The organism is Streptomyces sp. NPDC018026 (assembly GCF_044327745.1).
In the GTDB taxonomy this organism is placed as follows: Bacteria; Actinomycetota; Actinomycetes; order Streptomycetales; family Streptomycetaceae; genus Streptomyces; species Streptomyces rubrogriseus.
Genome location: NZ_JBIRFY010000004.1, coordinates 271697 through 296246, shown reverse-complemented (window position 1 = coordinate 296246; position 24550 = coordinate 271697). Strand labels below are relative to the sequence as shown.

Annotated in this window: 33 protein-coding genes; 13 read left to right on the top strand and 20 right to left on the bottom strand. The window is 67.2% G+C overall.

Features of this window, described 5'->3' with window-relative positions:
* Positions 1-4 precede the first annotated feature (4 nt).
* Together ACH4D3_RS15395 and ACH4D3_RS15390 are read left to right on the top strand one after the other, a co-directional pair.
* Entirely contained in the window at positions 5-337 is a 333-nt protein-coding gene (locus ACH4D3_RS15395; RefSeq protein ID WP_398321893.1) for a hypothetical protein, read from the top strand.
* 325 nt (positions 338-662) lie between these two features.
* A complete protein-coding gene (locus tag ACH4D3_RS15390) occupies positions 663-1130 on the top strand; it encodes a hypothetical protein (RefSeq protein ID WP_398321890.1) in 468 nt (155 codons plus the stop codon).
* A gap of 19 nt (positions 1131-1149) precedes the next feature.
* Here ACH4D3_RS15390 and ACH4D3_RS15385 read toward each other — a convergent pair whose 3' ends face one another.
* The 9 genes from ACH4D3_RS15385 to ACH4D3_RS15345 all read right to left on the bottom strand — a co-directional run bounded on the left by ACH4D3_RS15385 (position 1150) and on the right by ACH4D3_RS15345 (position 7898).
* Entirely contained in the window at positions 1150-1611 is a 462-nt protein-coding gene (locus ACH4D3_RS15385) for a TadE/TadG family type IV pilus assembly protein (RefSeq protein WP_109035685.1), read from the bottom strand.
* On the bottom strand, positions 1608-2045 hold the full coding sequence (locus ACH4D3_RS15380) for a TadE/TadG family type IV pilus assembly protein (RefSeq protein WP_398321887.1): 438 nt from the start codon (positions 2043-2045) through the stop codon (positions 1608-1610). The genes ACH4D3_RS15385 and ACH4D3_RS15380 overlap by 4 nt, the downstream gene beginning before the upstream one ends.
* Positions 2045-2530 carry a TadE family protein gene (locus tag ACH4D3_RS15375; protein ID WP_398322740.1) on the bottom strand — a complete coding sequence of 162 codons (486 nt, stop codon included), beginning with the start codon at positions 2528-2530 and terminating at the stop codon, positions 2045-2047. The genes ACH4D3_RS15380 and ACH4D3_RS15375 overlap by 1 nt, the downstream gene beginning before the upstream one ends.
* Before the next feature lie 102 nt (positions 2531-2632).
* The gene (locus tag ACH4D3_RS15370; protein WP_016326983.1) at positions 2633-2893 is read right to left on the bottom strand and encodes a hypothetical protein; all 261 of its coding nucleotides are present in this window, start codon (positions 2891-2893) and stop codon (positions 2633-2635) included.
* A gap of 98 nt (positions 2894-2991) precedes the next feature.
* Positions 2992-3912: a type II secretion system F family protein gene (locus tag ACH4D3_RS15365; protein ID WP_398321884.1), complete on the bottom strand. Its 921-nt coding sequence runs from the start codon at positions 3910-3912 to the stop codon at positions 2992-2994.
* Entirely contained in the window at positions 3909-4910 is a 1002-nt protein-coding gene (locus tag ACH4D3_RS15360; RefSeq protein ID WP_398322737.1) for a type II secretion system F family protein, read from the bottom strand. Before ACH4D3_RS15360 ends, ACH4D3_RS15365 begins: the two co-directional genes overlap by 4 nt.
* Positions 4911-4983: 73 nt before the next feature.
* Entirely contained in the window at positions 4984-6291 is a 1308-nt protein-coding gene (locus ACH4D3_RS15355; protein ID WP_398321881.1) for a CpaF family protein, read from the bottom strand.
* The gene (locus ACH4D3_RS15350) at positions 6288-7160 is read right to left on the bottom strand and encodes a hypothetical protein (protein WP_398321878.1); all 873 of its coding nucleotides are present in this window, start codon (positions 7158-7160) and stop codon (positions 6288-6290) included. The genes ACH4D3_RS15355 and ACH4D3_RS15350 overlap by 4 nt, the downstream gene beginning before the upstream one ends.
* Positions 7161-7178: 18 nt before the next feature.
* Positions 7179-7898: a hypothetical protein gene (locus tag ACH4D3_RS15345; protein WP_398321876.1), complete on the bottom strand. Its 720-nt coding sequence runs from the start codon at positions 7896-7898 to the stop codon at positions 7179-7181.
* Between the two features lie 505 nt (positions 7899-8403).
* On the opposite strand from ACH4D3_RS15345, the gene ACH4D3_RS15340 reads away from it, so the two are divergent.
* The 3 genes from ACH4D3_RS15340 to ACH4D3_RS15330 all read left to right on the top strand — a co-directional run bounded on the left by ACH4D3_RS15340 (position 8404) and on the right by ACH4D3_RS15330 (position 10128).
* Positions 8404-9363: a hypothetical protein gene (locus ACH4D3_RS15340; RefSeq protein ID WP_398321873.1), complete on the top strand. Its 960-nt coding sequence runs from the start codon at positions 8404-8406 to the stop codon at positions 9361-9363.
* Positions 9364-9398: 35 nt separating this feature from the next.
* Positions 9399-9716, top strand: a complete 318-nt coding sequence (locus tag ACH4D3_RS15335) for a hypothetical protein (RefSeq protein ID WP_398321870.1) — start codon at positions 9399-9401, stop codon at positions 9714-9716.
* Positions 9717-9822: 106 nt separating this feature from the next.
* Complete coding sequence (locus tag ACH4D3_RS15330; protein WP_398321867.1) at positions 9823-10128, top strand: hypothetical protein; 306 nt, start codon at positions 9823-9825, stop codon at positions 10126-10128.
* A gap of 27 nt (positions 10129-10155) precedes the next feature.
* Here the strand turns inward: ACH4D3_RS15330 and ACH4D3_RS15325 are convergent, their stop codons facing one another.
* Both ACH4D3_RS15325 and ACH4D3_RS15320 read right to left on the bottom strand, forming a co-directional pair.
* Positions 10156-10902, bottom strand: a complete 747-nt coding sequence (locus tag ACH4D3_RS15325) for a hypothetical protein (RefSeq protein WP_398321864.1) — start codon at positions 10900-10902, stop codon at positions 10156-10158.
* Positions 10899-12194, bottom strand: a complete 1296-nt coding sequence (locus tag ACH4D3_RS15320) for a putative T7SS-secreted protein (protein ID WP_398321861.1) — start codon at positions 12192-12194, stop codon at positions 10899-10901. Before ACH4D3_RS15320 ends, ACH4D3_RS15325 begins: the two co-directional genes overlap by 4 nt.
* Positions 12195-12432: 238 nt before the next feature.
* Between ACH4D3_RS15320 and ACH4D3_RS15315 the strand changes: the two genes are divergently transcribed.
* The 8 genes from ACH4D3_RS15315 (at position 12433) to ACH4D3_RS15280 (ending at position 18135) form a co-directional block, all read left to right on the top strand.
* Complete coding sequence (locus ACH4D3_RS15315; RefSeq protein WP_398321858.1) at positions 12433-13038, top strand: hypothetical protein; 606 nt, start codon at positions 12433-12435, stop codon at positions 13036-13038.
* A gap of 76 nt (positions 13039-13114) precedes the next feature.
* A complete protein-coding gene (locus ACH4D3_RS15310; RefSeq protein WP_398321855.1) occupies positions 13115-13786 on the top strand; it encodes a hypothetical protein in 672 nt (223 codons plus the stop codon).
* A complete protein-coding gene (locus ACH4D3_RS15305; RefSeq protein WP_398321853.1) occupies positions 13777-14868 on the top strand; it encodes a hypothetical protein in 1092 nt (363 codons plus the stop codon). Before ACH4D3_RS15310 ends, ACH4D3_RS15305 begins: the two co-directional genes overlap by 10 nt.
* Before the next feature lie 158 nt (positions 14869-15026).
* Positions 15027-15587: a hypothetical protein gene (locus ACH4D3_RS15300; protein WP_398321850.1), complete on the top strand. Its 561-nt coding sequence runs from the start codon at positions 15027-15029 to the stop codon at positions 15585-15587.
* Positions 15588-15644: 57 nt separating this feature from the next.
* Complete coding sequence (locus tag ACH4D3_RS15295) at positions 15645-16286, top strand: hypothetical protein (RefSeq protein ID WP_398321847.1); 642 nt, start codon at positions 15645-15647, stop codon at positions 16284-16286.
* Positions 16287-16442: 156 nt separating this feature from the next.
* The gene (locus tag ACH4D3_RS15290; protein WP_398321844.1) at positions 16443-16748 is read left to right on the top strand and encodes a hypothetical protein; all 306 of its coding nucleotides are present in this window, start codon (positions 16443-16445) and stop codon (positions 16746-16748) included.
* 255 nt (positions 16749-17003) lie between these two features.
* Positions 17004-17168: a hypothetical protein gene (locus tag ACH4D3_RS15285; protein WP_398321842.1), complete on the top strand. Its 165-nt coding sequence runs from the start codon at positions 17004-17006 to the stop codon at positions 17166-17168.
* Between the two features lie 52 nt (positions 17169-17220).
* Positions 17221-18135: a hypothetical protein gene (locus ACH4D3_RS15280; RefSeq protein WP_398321839.1), complete on the top strand. Its 915-nt coding sequence runs from the start codon at positions 17221-17223 to the stop codon at positions 18133-18135.
* A 99-nt stretch (positions 18136-18234) separates the two neighbouring features.
* On the opposite strand, the gene ACH4D3_RS15275 is transcribed toward ACH4D3_RS15280, so the two are convergent.
* From ACH4D3_RS15275 to ACH4D3_RS15235, 9 genes are all read right to left on the bottom strand, one after another.
* On the bottom strand, positions 18235-18894 hold the full coding sequence (locus tag ACH4D3_RS15275; protein ID WP_398321836.1) for a hypothetical protein: 660 nt from the start codon (positions 18892-18894) through the stop codon (positions 18235-18237).
* Positions 18891-19574, bottom strand: a complete 684-nt coding sequence (locus tag ACH4D3_RS15270; protein WP_398321833.1) for a hypothetical protein — start codon at positions 19572-19574, stop codon at positions 18891-18893. Before ACH4D3_RS15270 ends, ACH4D3_RS15275 begins: the two co-directional genes overlap by 4 nt.
* Positions 19571-19996, bottom strand: coding sequence for a hypothetical protein (locus ACH4D3_RS15265; protein WP_398321830.1), 426 nt, complete (start codon positions 19994-19996; stop codon positions 19571-19573). Before ACH4D3_RS15265 ends, ACH4D3_RS15270 begins: the two co-directional genes overlap by 4 nt.
* Positions 19997-20036: 40 nt before the next feature.
* A complete protein-coding gene (locus ACH4D3_RS15260; protein ID WP_398321827.1) occupies positions 20037-21332 on the bottom strand; it encodes a putative T7SS-secreted protein in 1296 nt (431 codons plus the stop codon).
* Between the two features lie 3 nt (positions 21333-21335).
* Complete coding sequence (locus ACH4D3_RS15255; RefSeq protein WP_398321824.1) at positions 21336-21650, bottom strand: hypothetical protein; 315 nt, start codon at positions 21648-21650, stop codon at positions 21336-21338.
* Positions 21651-21820: 170 nt separating this feature from the next.
* The gene (locus tag ACH4D3_RS15250) at positions 21821-22120 is read right to left on the bottom strand and encodes a WXG100 family type VII secretion target (RefSeq protein ID WP_398321821.1); all 300 of its coding nucleotides are present in this window, start codon (positions 22118-22120) and stop codon (positions 21821-21823) included.
* 572 nt (positions 22121-22692) lie between these two features.
* Positions 22693-23163: a hypothetical protein gene (locus ACH4D3_RS15245; RefSeq protein ID WP_398321818.1), complete on the bottom strand. Its 471-nt coding sequence runs from the start codon at positions 23161-23163 to the stop codon at positions 22693-22695.
* A 110-nt stretch (positions 23164-23273) separates the two neighbouring features.
* Positions 23274-23972, bottom strand: a complete 699-nt coding sequence (locus tag ACH4D3_RS15240) for a hypothetical protein (RefSeq protein WP_398321815.1) — start codon at positions 23970-23972, stop codon at positions 23274-23276.
* Positions 23969-24541 carry a hypothetical protein gene (locus ACH4D3_RS15235; RefSeq protein WP_398321812.1) on the bottom strand — a complete coding sequence of 191 codons (573 nt, stop codon included), beginning with the start codon at positions 24539-24541 and terminating at the stop codon, positions 23969-23971. Before ACH4D3_RS15235 ends, ACH4D3_RS15240 begins: the two co-directional genes overlap by 4 nt.
* Positions 24542-24550: the final 9 nt, after the last annotated feature.

Here is a 24550-nt window from a genome sequence, read left to right as displayed (position 1 = left end):
GGCCATGGGCAAGAGCGATCTCGCGCTGCCGTTGACCGAGCTGGAGGACTACGGGCGCCGGCTGCGGTCGCTCAAGACTCGGCTGAACCACACGAAGAAGCTCTTCGAGTCCTACGAGGACGACATCGGCGACGGCGGCGTCAACGACGCCCTCGGCGACTTCGAGTCCAACTGGGAGGACGGCCGCGAGGACATCACCCAGCAGCTCGACGCCCTCGCCAGCATGTCGGACGCCGTGGTCCGCGAGTTCAAGAAGCTGGACGACGATCTCACCAAGAAGGTCAACGGCGCCGTGAAGACGGAGGACAAGCGGGGCGGCAAGGGCGGCGACAAGTAGCCGATGACCTGGGTCCCCGTGCCGCACCTCGTCGGCGAACCGCAGCCGGAGGCGGACTTCACCCCCGGCACCCTCCCTGACGAGTTGGCCGAGTCTCTGGCCAGATTCCTGGAGGGGGCGGAGCCCGTTCTGTTCTCACCGGGCACTGTCCCGGATCCGTTCTCCGACTCGGCGGACGCGCGCGTGCGTGTGGGAGTCATGACCGACGGGCGCTGGGTCTGGTCTCTAGCCTGGGCCGACCACGTCCGGCAGCACCGAGTGGCACCACCGTCGGCCTTCGTCCAGCACGCCCTCTCGCTCCGTTTCTCAGCTCCGGAGGTCAGCGTTGAACGAGCACTTGCCATCGCGCGGGCCGAAGGGCTCCCCCTCCCCGACTGAGGCCACCCGGGCGGCACGTACGGTCCGGGCCGTCGGGTTCTTCGACGAGCTCGCGCCCGGCTGGGGATTCCCCACCGACGGCACGATCAGGGACGCGGTCAGGTCGTCGGCGGACACGGACGAGCACCGCCTCGTCGAGTACCTCCGGCAAGGCTCCGGCATCTGGTCGGAGATGGGCGCACAGGCCGACGTGCTGGATCCCGAAGGGCCGGTCCTGGTGAGCGCCGGCTCGCTCCTCACGGACGGGGGCTGGCTCTGGCGGGAGGATCTCGCGTACTACGTGGGCAGGTACCACCTGGCTCTGCCCGGGGACTTCGTCGCGCGTGTCAGAGAGCTGAGCCACCGGCCACCTGAGGTCCCGGAAAGCAGGCTCGTCGAGATTCTGACGCGGGATCTCGGAATCCCCATGGGCTGAGCGCCGCGACTCCGCTCGCTCACCCCACCTCGTTCTCCGCCACCGCCTCGCCGTGGACGACCACGTCGCCGCCGTAGAACATGCCGGTGAACACCGGCGAGTAGGTGAGCTGGACCTCGACCTGGACCTGGGCCGCGTCGGCCGTGACACAGTGGGTCGCGGCGATGTCCGCGCCGGTCATGTCCATCTCGGCGGCGAAAGCCTTGACGCGGGCGTTGCAGTTCTCGTAGTTGATGGGGGCAGGGCCGCCCACGTCGTCGTAGAGGGCCTCGCGGTCGATGTCCTGGGCGGCGTAGCGGGCGGCCTGTTCGGCGATGTCCGCGGCGCGTTCGCGCTTGGAGATGGACATGCCGCCGTCGATGACGAAGGCCGAGAGGGACAGGAAGACCAGGGCGAAGATGATGACCGCACCGGCGCCCGAGCCGCGGTCGTCCAGCCGGGTGCGCCGGTCCGCGAGCCAGTCGCGTACCTGAGTTCTCACGCCGTCCTCCGGTACGGGTCCAGCGGGGAGCTGAAGGTCGCCGACAGGGTCGTGGGGATGTTCAGGCCGATCGAGGCCAGGCCGCGCACCTCGCAGCTCACCTCGACCGTGAAGAGGGTGTCCGGTTCGAAGCCCGCGCTCTTCTGGACGACCGAGACCGGGCCGGAGCACACGTCCGCGAGGTTGGCCTCGGCGGCCTTCTTCGCCTCCGCCATCGCCGTACCGTGGTCCTTCTGGATCGAGCCCGCGCGGGCCGCGTCCCTGGCGGCGCCGTCGAGTGCGCCGCGGCCGTCGACGAGTTGGCCGAAGGCCACCAGGACGAGGATGAAGAGGATCATCACGGGGGCCAGGATGACCACCTCGATGGTGGACAGACCCCGGTCGTCGCCCTCGCCGCACAACGGCCGGCCGCCCCTGCGGCGGGAGAGGTTCACTAGTTGCCCCCCTCCGGCACGAAGCGCTCGACCGGGCCCATCGACTGTGCGTGCACCGTCAGGTTCAGGCCCGGGAAGACCGTGGGGATACGGGCCGTGATCTCCACTCCGACCGTGTTCTGCTCCGGCTGGACCATCTTCACGTCGGGGGACAGGACCAGTTGCGGGCCGAGTTGGCGGATGTAGCTGTCGACCACGTCCTGGGCCTCGCCCCGCCACGCGCCGGGCTGGGCGTCCGCCGTCGCGCGGGCCTTGCGCGCGCCCGCCTGGGCCGCGGCCTGCGCCACGTGGTCCGCGAAGAAGTACAGACCGAACTGCACCGTCGCGAAGATCATGAAGAACAGGACCGGAGTGAGCAGCACGAACTCGATCGCGGTCATGCCGGAGTCGTCGCCGCGGGTGGTCGCGGCCTCCCGCGCGGCGTCCACCCTGCGCCGCACCCGTCTGTGCACGCCCCCGAGCGCGCCCTTGAGCACGCCGCGCACAGCGCCCGGCGTCCTCGTCCCCGTCTGTCCCGTCACGTCGTCCCCGTCACAGCGCCAATAGCTCTGGAGCCCCACGGCCGTACAGCGGCCGCGTACGGCCGGTCAGCAGGTCTTGCCCGCGTCCGCGCCCTTGATGCAGTCGCCGACCTTGTTGGCGCCGTCGCTGAGCGCGGCGTTGATGATGGCGGCCACCACGCCGACGATCGCGACGACGACCGCGGAGATGATGACCCACTCGACCGCGGAGGCGCCGCGGTCCAGCTCGCCGGAGCGGGCGCGCTCCACACGGGCCCGCAGGAAGGTGATCAGGAAGTCGACGGGCACGATGCCCGTGGTGCCGGTGCGGAGGTTCCGTCCGTTCATGGTGGGTTCTGTCCTCTCGTGTCAGTTCTGGGAGCGAAGCGGCTCGGAGCTGCTGAATCGGGGCTGCGGCGGGTGCGGCGGGTGCGCCGGAAACTGCGTCACACCTGGAACACCCGCATCGCCGCCGGATAGATCAGGAACACCAGGAACCCGGCGCACAGCAGGAGCTGGGCCACGAGCATCGACTGGGACTTCTCGCCCGCGCTGCCCTCGATCTCGGAGAGTTCGCGGTGCCGCATGGTCTCGGCGCGGGAGGCGAGGGACTCGCGGACCTTGGCGCCGTCGTCCGCCACCAGGGCGAGGGAGGCGGAGAGGTCCTTGAGTTCCTCGACGCCCAGGTCCTCGCCGAGCTGCCCCAGCGCCTGCCACTGGCTGATGCCCGTGATGCGCGCGTCGGCCAGCGCGTTGCGGATGCGGTGGGTGGCCCAGCCGTCGGACACCTCCGCCGCCGCCATCAGCGCCTCCGGCAGACCGCGGCCGCCGGCCAGGCTCATGGAGACCAGGTCCAGGTACGCCCCGATCACGCGCCGCAGGTCACGGCGCTTGTCGGCGGCGTCCCTGCGTACCTCCAGGTCGGGGAGGAAGAAGAAGAGCGCCGCGCAGAGCAGGGCCAGCCAGACCGGGATGATCGGGCTGTCCCCGAAGCCCAGCTGCCAGACGATCGCGAACAGGAACGGGCCGAAGAACAGGCCGCCCACCGCCAGCAGCGCCTTCGTCGCGAGGAACTTCTCCCAGCTGCGGTCCAGTACCGCCAGGTCCGCGCGCAGCGAGCGCTGCTCCCAGCCCTGCTGGAGGTACAGCTCGGCGACCCGGGCGCCGACCTGGGCCCGCAGCGAGCCGAGACGGCCGGTGTCCTTCGCCGCGCGGGACGACTCGTACGCCGCTCCGCGCGCCCGCATCGCGTCGATGCGGGCGACCTGCTGGATCGGGCTGCGTCTGCTCGGCATCAGAGCACGGACCAGGGCGTAGATGCCCAGGCCGGTGACGGCGCCGACCAGGACCGGCATGGTCAGGTTCATCGTCGTACCCCCTCGTCCCCAGACGCCGGCGACGGCTGGGACGGTTGCGGCAGGCGCTGTACGGGCTGACCGGGGTGACCGGGGTGACCCGGCTGACCCGGTGTGCGGGGGCGCACGAACTGGACGTCGGCGCCGTCCCGGACCAGGAAGCGCTCCGGCGTCTCGATGGTCGACAGCTTGCGCAGCCACCAGAAGCCCAGCGCGAACAGGCCGCACACGCAGACCAGGACCAGCTGGCCGACGGGCGAGCCGTACGGCTCGACGAAGTCCCGGTTGAAGATGGACAGGCCGAGGACGAAGAGGACCGAGACCGCGACCACGATCTGCACCGACCGGCGGGTCGAGGCGCGCTGCGCCATCACGCGCTGGCGCATGTCGACCTCCTCGCGCGCGGACTTGGCGAGGGCGCCGAGGACCTGGCGCAGACCCGGGCCGCGCAGGCGCGCGTTGAGGATGAGGGCCGCGACGATGATGTCGGCGGACGCGTCGTCGATCTCGTCGGCGAGGTGCTGGAGCGCGTCGGGCAGCGGGGTGCGTGAACGCAGCCGGTCGACCAGGGCGTCCAGGTGGGGGCGCAGGACGGGGGCTGCGGCGCGGGCCGAGGCGGGGATGGCCTGCTCCAGGCCGACGGCGCCCGCGATGGTGTCCCGCAGCGACTCCGTCCAGGAGGCGAGGGCCTCCACCCGCTTCATGGCGGCGCGTTCCTCGGCGGCGCCGCCGAAGAGGCGGTCCCAGAAGAAGACGAGGACGCCGGCCGCGATGCCGAGCACCGCCCAGCGGGTCAGGAGCAGGACGACGAGTCCGGCCAGGGCCGCGGCGGAACCGCGCCGGCCCGCCCACCGGATCAGCTCGTTGACGCGCTCGCTGGCCTGCCGCTTCTCGTGCTCGGGCTTGGCGGGCAGTCCGCGTACGGCGACGAGGAAGAGGGCCAGGCCGCCGCCGACGGCGACACCGCAGCCGAGCGCGTACAGGACCGTGGTGGAGAACAGTCCGCCCATGGAGCCGAGCGAGTCCAGTGCCGCGAGTGCGGTCGTGTCGTGCGTCATGTGGTGCGTGTCGCTCATGTCCCTCTCACCCCCACGTTCCGTTGGGCCGGTAGCCGTAGGCGATGAGTTCCTCCAGGCAGGCGATGGGGGCGTGCGGGACGACCTGGCCGTCGGGCGTCTCGGTGAACACCTCGCTGGACAGCACCCGGCCGTCGACGCCGTTGACCTCGCGGACCGAGGTGACCATGCGCTGGAGACGGCCGCCGCTCTGGAAGTCGTTGCGCCGCTGGACGAAGACGACGAAGTTGACGGCGCCGGCCACCAGCATCTGGCTGGCCTCGATCGGCAGCCGCTCGGTCGCCTGGAGGGCGTACGTGGAGATGCGGTTGAAGACCTCGTGCGAGCTGTTGGCGTGGATCGTGGAGAGCGAGCCGTCGTTGCCCTGCGACATCGCGTTCAGCATGGTGACGATCTCGTCGCCGAGCACCTCACCGACGATGACGCGGGAGGGGTTCATGCGCAGGGAACGGCGGACCAGTTCCGCCATGGTGATGGCGCCCTGGCCCTCGGAGTTGGGCAGCCGCTCCTCGAACGCCACGACGTTGGGGTGGAGTTCGGGGAAGGTGTCCAGGCCCAGCTCCAGCGCGCGTTCCACCGTGATCAGCCGCTCGTGCGGCGGGATCTCGTTGGCGAGGGCGCGCAGCAGTGTCGTCTTTCCGGCGTTGGTGGCGCCCGCGATCATGATGTTCTTGCGGGCCCGGACCGCGCAGGCCAGGAAGTGGCCCAGCTCGGGGGTGAGGGTGCCGTTGCCGACCAGGTCGGAGATGAAGACCTTGCCCAGGCGGGCGCGGCGGATGGAGAGCGCCGGGCGCCGGGCGACGTCCATGACCGCCGACAGACGCGAACCGTCCGGCAGCCTCAGGTCCAGCTGCGGGTTGGCGGAGTCGAAGGGGCGGGAGGACAGGCCGGAGTAGGCGCCGAGGATCTGGATCAGCTCGATGAGTTCCTCGTCGGTCTCGGCGACGGCCTCCCCGCGCGTCTCTCGCCCGTCGGAGTAGCCGACGAAGACGTGGTCGCAGCCGTTGATGTCGATGTTCTCGACCTCGGGGTCGTCGAGGAGCGGCTGAAGGCGCCCGACGCCGAAGAGCGCGGCGTGCACGGCGGCCGCGTACGCCTCCTCCGTCTCCGCGTCCAGCGGCGTACGCCCGCCGTTGATCTCCGCGCGGGCGTACTCCTCCAGTATCTGCGCGATGACGGCGCGCGCGTAGTGCCGTTCGTCCTCGGTGGACATCGGCGTGACGCCGCTGACCTGGTCCTGGCGGCGCTGCTCGGAGATGCGGTCGCCGGCGTCCTGCCGGAACCGCTTGACCAACGAGTGGTCGACAGCGGTCATCGGCCGGCCCCCGCGTGGCCGGACATGCCGGGCCCGGCGGGACCTGCGGCACCGGGGCCGGTGGGCATGGACCAGGCGGCGCCGAACTGCTGGTACAGGTCCGAGGTGACCTTGCGGGCCGAGCGGATGAGCAGGGACTTCTCCAGCCGCCCGCGCCTGCGTCCGGCCAACTGGTCGGCGCCGGCCGGGTCGTCGGCGATCGTGCCGACCACGCGAGCGCCGGTCTGGGCGTGCACCAGCATGTCGTTGACCTGGCCGGAGAGCTTGGCGGCGTTGTTGGTGTCGGCGACGAGGACGACGCCGATCAGCGGCAGACCGAGGCCGGCGGCGCCCCGCGATCCGCCGTGCAGCTTGTTGGACAGCGCGGCGGCACGGTCCCGGACCCGGGCGATGGCCTCCGGCTCGGTGCGGGAGAGGAGGAGGACGAGGGAGGCGTGCGGGAACAGCTCGGTCGCCGGGGAGTCCCCGCTGATCCGGCCGCAGTCGGCGATGACGTCGGCGGGTGCGTTCGGGGAGTCGGCGAGGGAGGCGAAGGCCCGGCCGAGGGTGGGCCACAGGCCCGCGAGCCCGGCGGCCTGCTCGGAGATGCCGAGGCCGACGAGGACTTCGAGGCCGCCGCTGAGCGGCTGTACGTGGTCCCAGAGCTGGTCGGGCACGAGCCCGCGGCGGGCGGTCGCGGCGATCGACAGCATGCCGGTGTTCGGGTTCAGCGGACCGCCGTGCGCGGCGGCGGACCGGTACACCAGGTCGCCGCCTGCCGGGTCGGTCTCGGCGAGCAGGACACGGCGCGGCCAGACCGCCGCGAGGGCGACGGCCGCGGTGGTGACGCCGGGGGAACCCTTGTCGGCGGCGAGGGCGATGAGGGCCATGGCTTCTTCGGTCGCCTTCTAGTTGCCGGGAATCAGAACGACGGCGACCTCGCCCGCGGACGCGGCCTGCGCCAGCGCCGCGGCGTCGGCGGCGTCGACGGTCAGCGTGACGGGCAGGTTGGTGCTGGTGATGCTGTCGCCCGAGGCGGCGGAAGCGTCCTCGACCACCGCGCGCTCGACCAGCAGCGAACTGTCGGCACCGGCGGACCCGGAGGAGCCTTCCTGGTCCCCGCCGCCGGTGGACTTGTTGCCGACGCGGTAGACGGCGACGTTGTCGCCCGCTTCCAGGCCCTTGGGGTACTGGCCCTCCTTGAGGGCGACACCGACCGTGGCCTTGCCCTGCTCCATGCCGGACTTGCCGGCGAACATCTCGCCGACGACGACGGTGCCCTTGTAGATCGTGGACTTGGCCTGGAGCTTCATCAGCCCGTCGCGCTGGTCCCAGCGCACGAAGTTGGCGCCGGAGTCGTCGTTCACCATGACGACCTTGATGTTGTCGTCGGTGATGGACTCACCAGGCTTGATGTCCGCCGTCACCTGGATCGCCTCGACCCGGTCACCGACCTGCAGCACCAGCATCGTCGCGCCGAGGGCGCCCAGCAGGATCAGCAGCACCGCCAGCGCGGCCAGCGCCGGTTTGCGCTCGCGAGGAGGGCTGGGAAGCCGGTCACCGACCGACGGCTGAGCCGGAGCCGCGGAACGTCCCGCGCCCGCCCCCGTACGCTCCTGGATCTTCACGCAACCGCTCCCCGTACAACCAAGAAAATTGCCTGCCACGTACTCACTCGGGCGCCGATCACCCAAGTCCGCAGAATCATCTGCAATTTCGGACACTTCACCCGTGACCGCCCGACCGATGGCGTCCCGGGGCATCCCCGTACGCACCCGCCCGACCTGGGCAAATAGCCAGCAGTAAGGCGAGTGTCAAGCCACCGCACCGTATCAGCCGCACATAAGCCCCTCAAGGCATGCCCTCCCCTGCCCGCACACCCTGTCCACCGTTACTCATCTGCAACTTCGCACCGGTGGAGCCCCTTTGAGCGAGGCCCAACAAGCAGCCACTCTCACTGTGCTCGCGCGAATCACGGACGGCCAGAGCCCGACACCATCCGCGCGCGGTTCGTCACGGTGCGCCCATGAGTCCTGCACGATTCACTCACGAGGGGCCCGACCGGCCGTGCCATGATCTTCGCTCGGATCAGTGACGGGGCGTGTACACAGAGAGAGTTGCAGAGGGAGAGCAGTGGGGGAATCGATGGACCTACTCCCGGTGAACGGGGCCGCGCTGTCGGCCGACCCGAGAGCGGCAGAGGTCATACGCGCCGTCGGCACACGTCACGGCGTCGACTACACCGATGACATGGCAGTGACGGCCCTGCTGGCGGAGCGGCGGCAGGCGTTGCAGGCGACACAACGCGGCCCACTCGTCTGGCTGGGTGGTTCGACACTGACACTCGGAGTCGTCTGGCCGTTCCTCGGCCCGACCATCCCGGCGCTCGCCGGCGATCCGATTCTGGCGGCCGCTCCGGCGGGGCCCCTCCTGATCGTCGCGATCGCGGCCCTCACACTCGTACGCGTCAGGTGGAAGCGCGAGTTGATCCACCCGGTACTCGTCGGCTACCGCGAGACCCTGGGCGTCGCCCGCGCCCACGGGATACCGGTGACACACATCCCCGCGTGGTTGGAGGGGCGGTCGTCGACCGGCGGAGGGAAGGGCATCGCCCCCGTCCCGACGTATCCGCCGGTACAACCGGCCACTGCGCAGGCAACACCCGCTCCAGCAACGCCCGAACAGGACGCCGACACACCCGACGAAAGCCCGGAACCGCAAACCACTCCCAAGCCATCGGCACCCGCTCCGGCAATACCCGTACCGCCGAAACCCTCAAAGGTCGAGGACTACGAACGCATGGCAGATGTGGGTGGCTGGCACGACGAGACAGGTTGCCTCCTCATCTTCGCCGGCGTGATCGGCACCGCCTGGGCCTACACCGACGGCTCCCCCCTCGGATACGCCACGGCCTTCCTCGTCCCCGTGGCCGTCCTCGTCTGGCTGGCGGGCAGCCGTCAGGGCGACGAGAAGAACGAACTGCGCGAGGAGGCCCTGAAATACATCAAGGAGCTGGAGGCCGCACAGGCCGCGGGCGCACACGTACCGGAACTCTCCCCACAGCTGCGCGCACTGCTCGACGACCACCACTGACCTCTCTCCCCCACCCAGGGAGCAACGGATTACCCGTGTACCGCCCCGCGTCCACTGCCCTCGCCGCCCTGTCCCTGCTGTCCGTCACCGCGCTCACCGCGTGCGGAGGCAGTTCGGATCCAGACCCGGCGACCGACGAACCGAAAGCGGGCTCGTCGAAGTCCACCTCCACGGCCGAGGCGCCCACCCCCGCCGAACACGCGGCCGCGACGCTCGTCACGAAGACCGACACCGACGGCTTCGAGGTGGAGGAGCCGGACGACGGGTACGCCTTCGCCAAGTCGACGGACGAGGTGACGCGCGACAAGCCTGTCCGCCGAGGCCGTGTCCGGGCGCCGTCGCACGTGCACTGAGAGCAGCGCGACCGGGCCGTCACCGTCCAGCAGGTCCAGTCCTTCAACCGCTGAGCCGAGGTACGCTCGGGCAACCGCGCGCATCGGGAGGGAAGGGGAGAGACGGTTGTCCTTTCTGCGTTTCGCGAGTGACGAAGTCCTCGGGATGGCCGGCACGCTGGAGACCAGCGGCGGCCAGATGAAGTCCGCGTCCAAGGGCATGAGGCACGCCGACTCCAAACAGATCGGGCACGGCGGCCTCGAGTCCGCGTGCGACGACTTCGCGGACTCATGGGACTACGGCTTCGGTCAGCTGTCGAAGCTGACCAAGGGCGTCTCCAAGTTCGCCAAGAAGTCCTCGGAAGAGTTCACCAAGCTCGATCAGAAGCTGAACGACGAGCTGAAGAAAAAGCAGAACGAGGGTAAGAAGTAGCTCGCACGCCCGCCACCACCTCGGGTCTCAATGAGCGCCCTTCTCCACATCGAAGGTGAAAGTCCGGCCGATCTGGGCGAGCCGCCCGCAGTACGAGTCGAGCAGGAACACCGACGGCGTGGAGATCGTCACGTAGACGCAGTAGTCGCGCGGCGCCGGGACGATCAGCTGCAGCGAAGCAACCGGCAGGGTCGGTCGTACGGTCTCGTCTTCGCCGACGGCGTCCGCGAGACCGCTCTCGGCGACGAAGCTCGCGGGCAGGGTGAGCAGACGCAATGACGTGGACATCACGGCCGGGCCGGAGGGCAGTTTGACCGCCAGGAGCATGTCCTGTCGCCCTTGCACGCCCTTGCCCAGGTCGAAGTCCAGTTCCTGCAGCTCGGGCTCGTCGGCGAAGAACCCGTGGCGCTTCGCCCGGTAGATGCCTTCAGCCGTCAGCAGCCGGTCATGATGCCCGCTCGGCTTCACGGTGACGGCGAGCAGGCCCATGGAGAGTCGCTCCTCGCCCGCGACGTCCTCCGTGCCCAGGCACATCGCCGCCAGATCGACCGTGTCCTCCCCGCCCGCGGAAAGACCGGGGAGCACCGCCCTCATCTGTTCCGTGGCCGAGGCCAACTGCTCCTCGTCGGCATCCGGAACGAGTCGTTTGAGCGCCTTCTCCCAGCCTTCGACGGCTGCGGGGTCGGGCAACCGCACGAATTCGTCGGGCACCGTGTACCGGAACGCGTACGGGACCTGGCGGGCAGCGGCGGCTTCGATCGGTGTGCGGGTCATGCGGCGGTCCCGAAGTTGCCGGGCTGGAGCCCCTTGGTGAAGCTCTCGCCGGCCGAGGTGAGCGTGGTGGTGCTGTCGAACCGGGGGCCCAGGGGACCGGGCGCCATCGTCTTCGGCTCGTTGTCCGGCGCCTCGTAGTCGACGAAGCCGGCTCCGGGACCCACCACGGGTATGTCGGAGATGTTCCAGTCGCCGTCCAGCCACCGGCCTTCGTTGGTGTTGGAGCCGAACGCGAAACCCGCACCGGTCACCGTGCCGACGACGTCGAGGGTCTTGCCCGTGGCGACGTGCACCCAGCCCTTGCCCGCCGTGGCGAACCCGCGCATGGAGTTCGCCATACCACTGGGAATCTTCGCGATGTTGCCCCACCCTCCGGGGCCGATCCTGCCGAGCGTCGCCATGAGCCCCTGCGAGGCGCGCAGGGAGCGCCCGGACTGCACCAGCGCCCGTCCCGCCTGAGCGAGCTTCGCCCCACCGAGGGAGGCACCGCCCGCGACCACCCCGAGGGCGTCCCAGGCCAGGGTCTGCCACGTGACGCCCTCCGCACCTCCGGCCATGGCGGCACCGTGCGCGGCCAGCGCGCCGACTCCGACGATGAATCCGATGAGCCCCAGCGCGCCCACGCCGGTGCCCAGCATCAGGGCGACCAGGCACACCACGCCGATGACCATGGCGATGTCGGCGAGGATGTCGCCGACGAGCTTCCAGAAGTTGGGGTCGCTGAGGACGTTCCAGGCATCGGACAGGAAATCGGTGAAACCGTCCACGAGGTCGTCGAACCAACCCGGCTCCGGCGGGGCGTCATCCGCGGCCTCCTTGACCGTACGTGCCGTCAGGTCCGCCGCTGTGACGTACTCCGCATGCAGGGTGTGCGCCCGTCCTCGCACGGCCTCCAACTCACCGTTCGCGGAGTCGTAGGCCGCCTTCTTGCCCTTCTTGTCCTTCTCGTACTCTTCCTTCTCCTTGTCCGTCATCTCGGACGTGTCATCGGGCAGGCCGTCCAGGCTCCCCTTGGCCGTACCGACTTTCCGGGCCGCCGCTGCCGCCTCTTCCTCCAAGGCACGGGCCCTCGACTGGAACCCGTCCAGGCTGGTCTCCCAGTTGGACAGGGCCCGGTGGGCGGAGCCGACCGAGTCGAGGGCCTTCTTGAGGTAGGGCGGGATCTTCTCGACCGACTTCGCGAACGTGTCGGCAGCCTTGCCCGTCCAGATGCCGTCGGAGGCGCCGATCTTGCTGAGCTGCGTGTGCGCCGTACCGCTCTCGCGGCTGACCCTGCCGATCGCGCCCACCATCAGACGCACCGTCTCCAGATCTCCCGGAGCCGGATCGAATCCCAGATTCGGGTACTTGGACGAACCCACTGCTGTCCCCCTGTGCATCCCTGTGTGTCGAACGCCTCCCGCCGCGGGGAGCTTGCCTGGCCCAGTGATAGGAAGCTATCCGTGGGGCGAGTGATTGCGCCATCTCGCCGATCCCACGGTAATGGCGTCCCGACGTCGTGCTACGACCCGGTCCCAGGAGGTTGGTCCGATGTTCCTGCAGCCCCAGCTCAGAGCACTGCTGCGGGACGGCGCGCAGGGTGTCGAACGGCATGACGCCCGCAACCTGCAGCGGTCGTGGCGGAAATTCGCCGCCTTCGCCTACGTCGCCGAGCAGTACGGATACCGGTACGACGGGCTGTCCACGCTGTCGCCCAAGGGGAGCCCGAACCCGTACTTCGCCTTTCGCCGGCTGCCGGACGCGCCGGAGCGGGCGGCGTGGAGCGCCCAGCACTACCCGGCTGCGCCGGAAGCCGGGCCGCTGCCCGGCATGCGCCCCGGGGGCAGCCGCCTGCGGCCACTGCCCGAGGTGCGGCACGAGGTCGATCTCCTGCACGCCCGCATCATGGTCGACTACAGCCGCACCCACCGACGCCGGGGACTGACCGCCCTCCTGGTCCTCATGGTGGCCATGCTCATTCCCCTGTCCCAGACCGGTTTCAGCGCCCAGTCGCTGCTCGTGTGCGGCGCCGTCTGGCTGTTCTTCGCCGCCCTGTGGCTGACGGGCCTCGCCATCGCACGGCACAGGTACAGGAAATACAGTCGCGTGCTCCGGGACTCCGGGGTCGACTGGCCCTCGAATCCGTCACTCGCCTAGCACTCTGGCGAAATCGGGAAGCACGCGGATACGGTCAGTGGCCTCGACTGCACTTCTGTCTCACGGGGAGTCCACTGTGAAGCGCCGCTCTTTGCCCGTTGCTGCCGCGCTCGCCGCCTCAGCAGCCCTGCTGCTGACGGCCTGCGGGGGCGGGGACGACAAGTCCAGCGACAACGACAAGATCGCGGGGGCGGAGCAGGGTTCTGCGACCCCGAGCGCGACAGCCGAGTCCTCGGCGGCACCGGCGGAGGACAAGCCGGACGGCGTGGACCTGTCCCTCCCGAAGGACATGAACCTGGTCTTCGACTGGGACAAGCCGAAGGACAAGAACGAAGCGGCCGCGATGGACGACGCGGCAAACTACGTTCGTGCCATCTACCGTGGCGTCGACAAGCGCACGACCAAGGACGCCGCGTTGGCCACCTACGCCACCGGGGACGGGCTGAAGTACGCGCGCACGCAGATCGACGCCCGACTCGAAGGCGACTGGACGTCGACCGGCACCCGCCGCCACTACCAGGCCACCACTCGGTCCGCCCCCAACGGCAACTCGGTGGAAGTCGCGTTCTGCGTGGACTCGAGCAAGTTCTACTCCAAAGAGGTCAAGACCGGGAAAGTCCTGAAGGGCACACCCAGCATCACGGACTTCGATTACTTCAAGATCGTCATGTCCAAGTACCCGACGGGGGACGGGATGTGGCAGGCGTCCAAGGTGTTCGTCGAAACGAAGGCGGCGAAGTGTCAGTGACGACGTCACGGCGCACGGCCCTCATCACCGGCCTGGCTGCGCTGACGTTGGTCCTGGGCACCTCCCTCGCGGATCCTGCGTACGCGGGAGAGCAGCCGAGCAACGGCCAGGGCGCCGACACCGAACAATCCGGCGGCGGTGACAAAACGGGCATCTATGCCGCCGCACGCATCACGTACTCCGGCTCTGTCGCCCCCAACGGTGGTACCGGAAACGTGACGTCCGCCGACGTCGATTGGACTCCCCCACCCTGCTGGTACGCCCCCTACCTCGGCGCCAAGGACTTCAAGAAGAAGATGTCCGCCGAGATAGAGGAGGCAGCGAGTGCACCCGGCATGACCGGGACCCCCGCCGCAGCGATCGGCCAGACGAAGGCGCACTACGAGGACGAGTACGGCTGGACGGACACGCCCGGTTATAAGGACTACAACGTCGCCAAGGACGGCGAGGGAATGTTCTGGGCCGGCGTCGAAAATCCGAACGAGTCCGACTACCTGAAGCGCAACTCCTGCACCGACCTCCCGTTCTGGGTCGACAACGGCGAGGCCCCGCCGCCCCAGTACGAGGAGGCCATCACCCCGGAGATTCTCGCCGCCCTCGCGTACCAGCACATGGAGCTGCCCGGCACCGAGGTCACCCTCGCCCCGGCCCAGACCACGAAGGTGAACCTGCCGACCTGGGCCTGGCTCGACAAGGCCGACTTCCACGAGGTCCGGGCCACGGCCGCCATCGACGCCCCTGGCTTCGCCCTCACGGCCACGACCACCGCCAAGCCCGTGTCGCTCAAGCTGGAGCCGGGCACCCCGGACGCTGTGACCTACCCGGCCTCCGGCGAGTGCACGATCAACGACGACGGCTCCATCGGCGAGCCCTACGCCAAGGGCAACGCCGACCGGACGCCGCCCTGCGGCATCAAGTACCTCCGCTCGTCCGGAGACGACACCTTCGACCTCCAGGCCACCATCACCTGGGAGATCGCCTGGACCGGCTCCGGCGGCGCGGGCGGCGACCTCCCCGACGGCACCTTCGAGAACGGACAGGCCGTCACGGTCCAGGAAATCCAGGCAGTCAATCGCCGATGAGAACCACAGGTCTCGCCAAGACCGCGAAGACACGACTCGGACTTGAAGCCGACTGTGCCGCCTGGTGCCGGATCAGCAGGATTCCCGACCCACCCGCGGACGTACACGAAGCCGCAGGTGGGGCGCCCATACGCCCCGCGTTCATCCGGCCGCTTGGCATGCTGGGTGTCGCGCTGGTGGCCGTCCTCTGGCCCTTCGGGGCGCTCCTGGCGTTGCTCGCTTCGTTGGAGGACCTGGCGGAGTGGCTCCTGAGCCCCAAGGAGCGCGCCAGGTCCCGCGCCCGGGCCCGGGACGACGAGGAGCGGAGGAGGGCCATCAAGGCCCACGCCCTGGACCAGCTCTTCGACGGGGACTGGACCGCGGCGGCCGGACAGTTCGTGCTGCGCTGGTACGGCCACTCGTCACATCCCAAGCGCCTGCTCGTACTGACGCCGGAGCGCATCGTGCTGGCCGCTCCCCCCAAGCGGGTGTCCGTCCGACAGTCGGAGCGCATGGTCGTCGTTGCCGAGATTCCGGCGTCTGAGGCCCGGGTGGAGGACCCGCTTCTCGGTGTCCATCCCAGTGACAGGCTCCGTGTCGTGTTCTCGGACGGGTCGTGGCTGACGGTCATCACCGACGAAACACGCAGCGAGATCCACAAGTATGTGATGCGCCTGCCCGCCCCGGAGTCACCAACCCCCGGCGCTGGCCAGTCCTCCCGAGAAACGCCGTGGAAGTGACATGTGGACTTACGTCTGAAGGCCCCTTCTGCCGTGCCCCGACGAAAGAGAGCGCTCATGTCCGAAGGCACGCTGTGGAGCGCCGACCTCGGCGCCCCGCTCCACATCGACACGGACGCCAACCCAGATCTCTGGGGCTATCTCCACCTCCAGATCGACAAGAAGAATTTCGGGGAATGGCTGGACCTGCACCTGACCGGCCTGGCCGCTGTCCACGGCGTCGACCTCACCCGCAAACTCCGTCGATTCCACAAGCGCTTCTACGAGAAGAAGATCGTCATGCTCCGGGACAAGCTTGAAGCCGACGAGGCGTTCATCCACCACCCGGTTCCGCTAACCCGCATGCCCCTCGTGATGCACGCCACCCGCATTCACTGCGAGGCCCCTGACACGGCCTCCTGTGAGGGGTCCACCGCGTTCACCGTGCCGCACCCGGGCATCCCCGAGTGGCAACAGCGGACCGCCAGCCTGCCGTTCGCCTCCCCGCATCTGGGCGAGAACGGCATCCGGGTCACTCGCTCCTACCCGGCGGACAGCACCATCACGATGACCGCGGTGACGTACCACTGGCACACACCGCCCGGCGTCCCGGACGTCTGCCTCCGCGGACACCACGACGATCCGGACGTGATTGCCGCGGCAATGGAGGCGCTGGACGACTTCGCGCGGACGCTCCGGCTACCTGAGGCCGATCGTTGAGGTGTGGCGAAGGGGGACGGGTTTGCGCGAGGAGTCGGCGTCCCGTACTTGAGTAACTCCCGTCCGCACTTGACTCGTTCCCGGTGGCGAAATCAGGCGACTGATCGATACGGTCAGTGAGCTTGCCCCCAATGCCCGGAGGGACCCGAACGCCGCATGAGCGACCTGACACTCGACGACACCATTTTCCAGCACTTGAAGGAGACGTTCTCCTCCATCAGCGACCGCATGGAAGCCACTCGCCGGACGCTGCGCGGCACCGACGCCTCGGCCGTCGGTGAACCGAAACTCATCGACGACGTCCAGGACTTCGCGGACGAGTGGAGCTACGGGATCAAGCATCTGGGCAAGCACACGCACGGCGCCGTCAAGATGATCAAACACATCGGCGACACGTTCAGCGACCTCGACCTGGACCTGGCCGAGTCCCTCAAAACCGCCAAGGCCAAGAAGGGGAAGTAGACGTGGCCGGTACGCGTCCCGCGTTCCCGAACATAGGCTGGGACCCTACGCCCGGAGATGTCGAGGACACTCGCGACCTCGCCAAGAAGCTTGGCAGTCTGGCCAGTGGCCTGGGCTGATCGGCAAAGGTGCGAAGGTCGTCGGCGCGGCCAAGGCGGCCACTACTGCGAGTCGGCTGGGTAAAAGATTCAAGGTCACCGAAATCGGTAATGCGCGTGTGCTGCTTTCCTTTGGCAAGGAATCCGCCAACATCACATGCGCGGCCTGTCCTACGCCGGCTACCACCCAGGCCAGTTGATCGGGACCAAGGGCGCGAACCTGATACCGGGCGTGAATCTGGATTCCTTCAGTGCTGCCGGGATGGCGTTGGACGCCGGTCTCAAGGTCGCTCCGAAGATCTACGGGCATGTGACCGACTGAGTTCCTGGGAGCACATCACCCCTATGTCAGCTATGGAGAAGGAACGACGGCCATGACCCTCTGGCTACCCCCTCAGGGGGAGACCCTCCTCGCTCGCGCGCCGGTGGCGTTCGCCTCCGGCGCGGCCATGCGGGTCAGAGGAAAGCGTTGGTTTCGCGACACAGAGCGCAACGACATTCAAGCTCAACTGGCCGGCTGGCCGGAAGGACCGACGTACACGGAGCGGTCGGCGGCCAAGGCGACCGCGCTGAACACCCTCAAAGGCACGGCGATCGCTGCGATGACCGTGGCGTGGGGGGCACTGTCCTCCCAAGGGGGGAGCGCCGGAGGGCCATCCGGAGAGACAGGTGCGGACATCTCTCACGATCGTGCGGACGAGGTCGAGGACTTCCCGGTCATCTGGGCAGCTCCGGACACCACGGCTCGGACCTTGCCGTGGCAGTTGGATCCGGGCCGGTCCTCTCCTGATCACTACCGCACGCACGCGGTTGTCACGGACCGTCGCTTGGTGATCGTCGGCTTCCCGTACGTCAAGGGAGACGACACCCTCATCGACGACGAACCCTTGTGGGACGTTGCGCGGTCGGGCATAAAGAGTGTGGAACTGCGTGACTTCAAGGCCAGGAATGACGCGAAGATCGTCTTCGCGGACGGTTCATGGGTCCGATTGAGTAGCGTGAAACGAGAAAGGCTGACTCGCTACCTTCTCGAGCCGCTCGATTTCCTTTCCCTGGACTCGCTGACAACCGCTCAGCGGGAAACAGCAGAGCGGTTCGCTTCGACAAAGGCGCCGGACGCCCAGCCTCCGCTCGTCAAACAGAACACATGCGGCTGCTTTCGCGTCGAGGTACTCGCGCCCAGCACGGTCCACGCCTTTTTTGGGCACTCAGGCCTGAACACCGTCATGGACGCCGAGGGCACCGAACTCAGCGTGACAGAATACCATCCTGACGACTTCCTCACCTGACAGAAATAGTCGGCCATAGCCTGACTCGTAGCATCAGCGCAGACCCGGCGCCTGTTGACAGAACCCCGCATGTCAGCATTTGCCCTCTATTACATCCAGTCAGGTTCGACTGCCACTCCAGGCGTCCGCCTCCTCATCCGGGCTGATTCGGACAGTGCGAGCGAATTCGTCGATTTCGTCGAGAGCTCGCAGGATCCTGCCGGCATCAGGATCGGCGAGGATGATCAGGACGTCCGCGGCTTCCGTGCCCTCCTCGTAACGCCAGGCGTAGCGGAGGCCGACATGCACCTCATTGCTGTCTTCGTCATGGTAGTAGCGCAGTACCCGCAAGCCGGTCCCCAGGTAGGGGGAATCGAAGTCCTCGACAATGGGCGGCTCGACGGTATAGCTCGCGTCAGCGTGGGTCAGCTCACGCAGTGCGGTTGTCCGGTCCTCACCCTCCTCGATCTCCACCAGGTCGACGTACACCGGGAGCGGAATCTCCCGTGGGTGCCGGAGATGAAGGAATACCTCGAAGTCCGGATAGGCTGCGGGGGCCCTGATGGCGTACATCAAGAGGATGTTGGTCAGCAGCTCGACTTCCCCGGGTTCTGGCTTCTCCGACGCCAGATCCTCCCAAAGCCCCTCGGCGAAGTAGCGCGCCCACGCCTCAGGCGTCTGAGCCTCCTCGACGTCCTCAAGCCCCGGTTCCGGCCACATGAGCGGAATGCGGATCCAAGCGGACAGATCCATGGCGTGCTTGACGTTGAGCCAGCTCACTCGTAACTCCATTTGAACGTGCCGACCACCGCGTCGAACAACTCGACCAGCACACCGGTGAATTCGCTGTCGATGTCACCATCACCCGGCGTGGAGAAGTTGATGCTGATCCAGCGACCGGGATCGTCCGGCACGGGGATCACATAGTCGACCCGTCGCGTCGGCAGGGCGGCCTGCTGTACGGCTTCGGAGGCAGAGCTCGGCTCTTCCTCTTCGAGAGACAAGCCATAGGCTCGACGAAGGGCGGGTGCACCTGCCACGTCAACCTGCTTCGCCGTTCTGTCTGGAGTGTCCTCGTTGGCCAGTTCAGTGATTACTGCCTGTTGAGGGATCACATGGGCTTGGCCGATCGGCAGCTCAGCGACGATAAAAGAGGCCATGAGGAAGATCCCTCCGCGCGGCAGAACCGGAAGATAGAGATCAAGGCCACCGTTTCTTCTGGCCGCACGCGCCTGCCTCTCCAACTGGCGACGCATGTCCAGCCGAAAGCGCATCGCGTCGTCCCGAGGAATTCCCTCCGGGACTTGCCCCATATGCGAGAACAGAACCTTCCCGAGCGCTTCTTTGGTGCCTTCGCGCAGGGGGATGCGGACCCAACCGGGTGGCAGGACAAGCTCATAGCCGCGGGGAGCGGTCACCTCGACGGGGGGCGACTGCTGTTCCGAATTTGACGTGCTCATGTACCGGTCCGCTTCTTGAGCTGCCAGTCGGCCACCAGGATCGCAAGGCAAGCAAGCACGGAAATCACAGCCAGCCAACTGTAGCCGATGGCTCCGATGATGTTCCAGAACAGATACATCACGGCAACGATCTTGATCGTCTGAGAGAAGTTGGCGCCCACATGCGGGTTACGGATAAGTTCTCCGTTTCTGAAGAAAAGGATCAGCATAAGCACTGGCGCGATCATCATCGGCCACGCCACGTACCCGTAGGTGAGCCAGTCCATTCCGCCGTATTCACTTCCGAGATCCTGAAAAGCGAAACAGAGAATCGGCACCAGTGTGCAGGCAGCAAGGAACTTCATCGCCCGCGATTCCTGTGGACTCTTCGCCGGGATTGTCGCCACTTTCACCGCTCCCTCGGTTTTCGCTTTGAATGCCATCGCGCCTGGTTATTTTTGGTCGATTCACGATTCGGAGTTGTCACCAACGGCTCCCGACTTCACGCGTCAGGACGTCCTTTGCATCACCGTACTGCTCACCAAGGGGACCCTTTTCTCCGAGTTTGTCGCCTACATCCACCAGCGTGGCGGCGGCGTAGTTCAGCCTGAACTTCAGTGCAGCCTTTCCCACCTCATCGGCCGCCTTCACCACCTCGGAATTCCCGCTGAACTCGGCTCGCATGCCCTTGGCGAACTTGGTTGCGCTGACGACCTCACCGTCGCCGCCCAGCAGGCGTTCAAGCCGGGTAGCCCCAGGGCGTGTCTCCCTCGCCCCGATCTGACGCAACGCACCCTTCGCCCGCACAGCTTTCGCGCCGCGGGCCGAATCGGTGCCATACCGCATGACGTTCTTGTCGAGCAGCTTGCGTAGATTCGCGTACCGCTGGAACCGTCCCGCCCTACTTGCGGTCTTGAGCGCTGCCGTGGCGGCCTTCACGCCCTTCATCGCCACACTGCCGAATCCCAGCGTCGCCAGCGCGAAGACATCCATGGCGACATCCGCCCAGCTCCCGTCACCGGAGAGGGCCAGCATCGTGTGCCCCACCCCGACGAGCGCCGTGAGACTGATGGCGGTCACCGTGATGAGTGTCGCCAGCCATCCGACGGGCGTGAAGAGGAGGGCAATGACCCCAATGATGGTCGCTGCCCAACTCAGGATTTCAATGACACTCTTGATCGTATCCGCATGCTCGTGCACCCAGTCTTTGAAGTTCTCCCACCCACTGTCCTTGATGATGTCGGAGATATCACCATCGATTTTCTCGGCGTAATGCCGGGCACGGGAATTACGGTCGGAGATGACCTGGTTGAGCTGCTTGTGGAAGGGCGCAAGGTGACTGTTGGGATCAGACTCCTCCGGCGCCTTCTTGTCGCCGTCCTTCTTGGCTTCGGCTTCCTTCTTCTTCACCTCGGCCGCGTGTTCCTCGTCGGCCTGCTTCGCGGCGCGGAGGACGCCATCGGCGCGTTCCTGGAAACCGTCCAGATCATTGGCCCAGTTGCCGAGGTCGCCGACGACGCGTTCGTAGCGGCCCGCTGTCTCGCGGAAGCGCTTCTCGAGGTCGCCGGACTTCTCCCGGATCTTGTCGGCGTACTTGCCCTTCAGGGCGTCGCCGTCGGCGGCCTTGCGCAGGATGGCAGCCTGGTCGCGTAGGGTCGAGGCCAGGTTCTTCATCCTGGTGACCTCGTCGCGGATGTCCTCCGGGTCGCCGGGGATCGGGTCCTTCTCCGCCAGCGGATGCCAGTCGACCGGCCGGCGCCTGCCCTTACCCGTCCCCATCGGTCAGCTTCCCCCGTTTTTCCCGTTCTTCTTCTCGGTCACATTCTTGAGATCAAGGTCCAGCTTTTCGAAGCTCTTAAGTGAAGTGTCTACTTGCTTGCCCAAGTCTTCGACATTGTCCAGGAGTTCACGCCGGTAGTTGTCCCAATTGTTGACGAACTCTTCCATCTTGCCGGCAATGCTGTCATGACCCCAGATGTCATGAATGTCATCACGATGGTCCTCGATATCCTTGAGGGCTCTCTTGATGTCCGTGAGGTTCTTCTTCGAAGACTCCAGAAGTGTGAAGTCGACCAGTAGGCGGTCGTGCTCCCCCATGAGCCCCTCCTCGGGGATTCCTTGATCAGGTCAAGGTCGTACCAAGCAGTACCAAGCTCCGTCAGCCCACCCTTCAGACTTCCATCCTCACGGGCGACATGAGCGGGCGCGGCAGGACACTCGATGCAATCCACCGCGCCCAGACGGCGTAGTGACCGCCGTCGACGTCCTCAGCTCTTGGCGCTCTTGGCCAGCTGCTCGTCCAGGTCCTCGTACGCCTTCTTGGCGTTGGTGAGGAACTTGGACAGGCCCTCCAGACCCTTGACGGTCTTGGCCGCGCCCTTGGTGAAGTCCTTGATGGACTCGTCGTACGCACCGGAGGCCTTCTGCGTGGTGAAGCCGTTCGCGACCAGCTCCTCCACACCCTTCTCGATGGCCTTCAACATGTCTTCCATGTCGCCCATCGCCTTGATCAGGTCGGTGGCCTTCTTCTCCATCTCGGCATAAGTAAGGTCCGTGTCCTTCGCCATGACAGCTCTCCCTCCCATCGCCTCAGGGCCTTCCCCCGTGGCGTGACTGACGCGGTACACCCGGCCGTTCGTCCACAGACCGTCCGCATGAGCAAAGATCCTACGGGCGAGGCACATGGGACGACAGGGATGCCCGGCAGCACAAGCGTGAACCAGTGCACATATCGGCCAGTGAAGGCGGCCTCAGCCCAGCGAGGGGCCCCGGAGCCCGACCGGTGGTCTCGCCCGACTCACTCACCGCAGGTCAGCCCCAGTGCAGCGTCCCCGACGTACCGATGCCCGCCACCACTCGCTGGTTGCTGCTGAACTTCTCGACACCCGTCGATCAGCTCGCGGACCAGATGGCGGCGCTGTTCGACACCGTGGCCTGAAAGTCCTTCAGCTCATTGGACCAGCGGTGCAGGGCGCGGGAGGCTTTGTGGGAGATCGCCTGGACCGGCACCGGCGGCGCGGGCGGCGACCTTCCCGACGGCATCTTCGAGAACGCCCAGGCTGTCACGGTGCAGGAAATCCAGGCGGTCAATCGCTGATGGGACGGGTTCGCCGTGCAGGAGAAGAAAGGGTGCTTGTGGTTACAGTGACCGCCCCGGAACCCAGCGCAGGGATTGGGCCATGGCGTCACAAAGGTCACCCATGGATCCCTCGGTACCGCTGAGCGGCATCGAAAAAGCCAGGTGCAGGTAGCCTGCATTACCCGGCATCCGAACATGGTGATCCAGCGTCGTCGCCGTGCGGACTCGCACCGTAGGCCCGGCCGGCATGTCGACGACACCCACGTCGGACTCGGCGTCGCGATCTGAGCTTCCGCGCTCGCTCAACGCCTCGGCGAATGCTTCGGCCGTCGGCGCAACTCCGCGAGGCATCGGTGGCCAGGAGATCAGAAGGGAGGCCGGCGCGATCGCCGTGCCCTCGGACGATTCCGTGCGGAGGAAGAATTCCAGCGCACCACGGGCCAGGCCGTTCTCGGCCGTGTTGCGGAGGATGGTCCATACGCTGCGGGGGACGTCCCCGGAAGTCCCGCTCCCGGCGAACTCCTTGTCCACGTAAGTCTTCAACTGACCGCGCCAGCGCTCCTGTGTGAGGTCGACACGAAACCAGTCGCGGGGTACGAGGATGCGGTAGTCCGAGGGCGGGGATTCGGGTACGGGCCCGGTCATGTCGCCGCCGCGGAGGTGATGAGCGGCGTTCCGTCGGCGCGGAACAAGCGGATGCTGCTGACGGTGTTGCCGAACATGGTCGAAAACGCGTCCCACCCTGCCATGGTGGGCGTCGACATCTCCATCATGAGAGAGGTGCCGTTCGGAAGCGGCACGTAGACACGTATGTACCAGTTCGGGAAGGTGAGCTCCTCGCCCGAGTCCGTAAGTTCAGCGACCAGCTTGTCATCGCGGCTGCCGATACACGACACGGCTGATCCACACGGCAGCTCGATCTCGGAGACCTCCGCGTCGCCGAGCTTGCGAAGGTCCGCGGCGATCGCCCTCACCGCATCACCCACGTCCGAGGCTTCCGGACTGTCCACCAGGGCGGCGTACATCGTCGCGGTGCAGGGGGTGTCGTCGACCGCCGTGACGCAGAGACCGGCGTACTGGGCGCCGGCCGCCAGCAGGTCGTCGACACCCAGCGCACACGTGACAGCGAGTGCCGTCTGAGCCTCTTGCCCGGCCCCCGGAAGGGCCTTCTCCACGAGTTCGCCCAACAGGCGGACCGCCTCGTCGTCGTCCGTCTCCTGGATCGGGATGTCGTGGAAGATCTCCGGCATCACCCACCGCACCTGGATATCGTCTGCGCGGAGCACGGGCGGGGCAGGGTGGGTGGGTATGAAATCAGCGAGTTCGGGCTGGCTCGTCACGGGGACTCTTCCCTTTCAGGTATGGGTCGTTCCGGCGCTTCGGGGAAGAACTTCCGCGAGGTGACGTACATACCGTAATAGGGGTACATGCTCGGAATTTCGGCCCCACCTTTGCGGGCCATGCCGACGATCTTTCGGTACAGACGAGCGCGGCACCGTACATTGCGCACGACCGGGTCGAGGAGGCTGCGCCGCCGGACCAGGACGATGGCAACGATTGCGGCGCAGACGATGATGGCGTCCACGGCGATGAAGGCGATCTGGAACTGGCGCGGCTTCTGGGATGCGACGAGGTCCCAGAAAGGCCAGGCCCCCACACCGAAGACAAACAGTGGCAGGGCGAGCAGACACCCAAGAACGCTCCCCTTCTCCGTGTCCTCACGCCGCTGGAAGAGCATCCATTGCACGGCCCTGTCGTCAAGGAAGTCGAAGTGCACCTCATGCCCGAAACGCTCGGCGGCGGCCTTGGCTTCCGGAACGGCGGCCACGACCGAGGACGGCACCATGGTGTGGACGGCACCCTGGTCATCGACGAACGTTCCGGGCTCCATGGCGTGGTAGTCGCTCACAGGGTCATC